This is a genomic window from Psychromonas sp. B3M02 (genome assembly GCF_003318165.1).
Taxonomy (GTDB): domain Bacteria; phylum Pseudomonadota; class Gammaproteobacteria; order Enterobacterales; family Psychromonadaceae; genus Psychromonas.
This window is the reverse complement of sequence record NZ_QOCB01000130.1, coordinates 1-2,210: the sequence shown is the minus strand read 5'-3', so window position 1 is coordinate 2,210 and position 2,210 is coordinate 1. Positions and strand designations below refer to the sequence as shown.

Annotated in this window: 2 protein-coding genes; both read right to left on the bottom strand. The window is 39.7% G+C overall.

All coding sequences use genetic code 11. From position 1 onward, the window contains the following. The coding region (locus DS885_RS14530; protein WP_113820141.1) for a LacI family DNA-binding transcriptional regulator at positions 1–1,047 on the bottom strand (1,047 nt) is incomplete at its 3' end. Positions 1,048–1,313: 266 nt separating this feature from the next. Beyond that, on the bottom strand, positions 1,314–2,210 hold an 897-nt coding region (locus DS885_RS14525; protein ID WP_441344268.1), incomplete at its 5' end, for a sodium:solute symporter family transporter.

Here is a 2,210-nt window from a genome sequence, read left to right as displayed (position 1 = left end):
CTGCTTAAGCAAAGCACGTAGTTTGTCTTTATTATCCTCTGTTTGTTGATAAAGTTGAGTACTTTTTCTCTCAATCAGCTGCGTTTCAATAAACTCTTGTTGCACAGACTGTAATTCAGCTTCAGCCATTTTTAAGACCATCAATACACTACGCTCACCAATCAATAGAAAGTCTTGCCTAATCGTGGTCAAAGGCGGAGTGAAATATGCACTGTCGGCAGTATCATCAAAACCAATCACAGATACCTGTTGAGGCACTTGTAAAGCAAACTCGTTAAGCGCTCTTAACACGCCCAATGCCATTTGATCACTGCCCACTAATACGGCATCGAACTGGCAACTATTACTCAAGGCTTGTTGAGTATGTAAATAACCACTACTGGCGAGCCAATCACCTTCAAATTGATCAACTATCGCAGCATCAGGATGTGCTTCGATACTATCTATCCAACCCGCTAAACGCTGTTGAGAAGCGCTAGAGTCATTAGGTCCTGTGATCACTAAAAAACGCTTTCTTTTTAAGCTAATCATTAAATTAACCGCTGCTTTTGCACCTTCATAATTAGCTGCATAGACAGCATTAACCTGGCTATCCAATGGCACATCGATAAATACAAAGTGCATACCTTGGTACGTCGTTTGTATCTGTTCTGACTCCTCTTTGCTAAGCGGAATATTTAATATAACAAACTCCACTCGCTGTGATTTAAGCTCATCTATCGCCGCGGTTACTTTCTCATAAGTATGCGTTGAAACCACCGCTAAGGAGATACCATAACCATGCTGTTTAGCCTGTTTACGAATGCCATTAGTAATTAAAGAGGCACCGTGTAAGAGGATGTCAACGGTCACTACGCCAATCATAGTCGATTTAGCGCGACTTAAAATCTGCGCACCTTTGTTGGGGATATACCCTAACTCTTTGATGGCCGCATTAACTTTAATACGTGTTTCTTCAGCAACATTTGCAGAACCATTGGTGACACGAGAAACAGTTTGTGTTGAAACGTTGGCTAGCTTAGCTACATCTTTAAATGTCACACTCATTATCTACTTCCATATATATTTGTTATACGAACGGCACCGATTATCACTTGCTATTATACAGGGGCTATTGCCATCGTGGTTCAATCAAATAGCAACTTTATGATCCCCCTATCAACAAATAACACGACCATTAAAAATTATTGAATTAAAGGGGAAAATTAGGGGCCGAGCAAGACCTACAATCAAAAAAGCAGAGCGGGTTATGCTCTGCTTTTTATCCAAGGTGCTGTATCAGCACCTATTGCATCTCATGATGGTTAAAAGCGTTAACTAGTTGCCAAACCAGCTGCTAATTTTTTAGCATGTCTTTGTTTGGTTCTAATTCTCGCAATGATACCTGCTAATAAGACCAAGCCAACAATAGCGTATATAACGATAAAGCCTTTATCTCCGGTCACTAACCCTAAGTCAGAGAAGACAATGTATGCGCCCAATACCATGTAAAGAATAATACCAGAGGCTTCAAAACGGAATGCCCAAGGCGTGATATCAATACTTTCGTTAATTGGCATTACATAAGCAGTCTCACGAGGACGTACTTTACCAATCAAGTACATTAGCGTACAACAAATCACAAACAACACCGCTAATTGATGGAAGAAATGTAACTCAGCAAGCGGTTGCAGTGGACCTAAGTATGAATGGAAAGCCGTTGGCGTAAATTGAATGGTACCGTAAGCCACGACAAATAAAGCCAGCGATATTTTAGCTGCAATAGCAGGCACACGTTTTGTCACGTAACCCATTAATACTATGGTAAAGATAGGCACGCTGAATAAACCAGCAAGACGTTGTAACAGGTCAAATAAACCATTTGGTGCAAACATAATGAATGGTGCAATACCTACCGATAAAATAGCAATGAATAGGCCAAATACACGTCCTTTATTCACTAACTCTAAATCAGAAAGTTTATTTTCTTTATCAAACATCGGCTTATAAACATTTAATGTAAATAAGGTTGTTGAAGAGTTTAAAACACCGTTAAAAGTCGACAAAATAGCACCAAACATTGCAGCAATAAAGAAGCCAACTAATGGTTTAGGTAACACCTCGTTCACTAGACGAGTATACATAGTATCCGCTTCAAAACTTTGTCCTGATGCGTCAACAGTCCCGAACATATGGTAAGCAATAATACCTGGAATAATTAAGAATAGCGG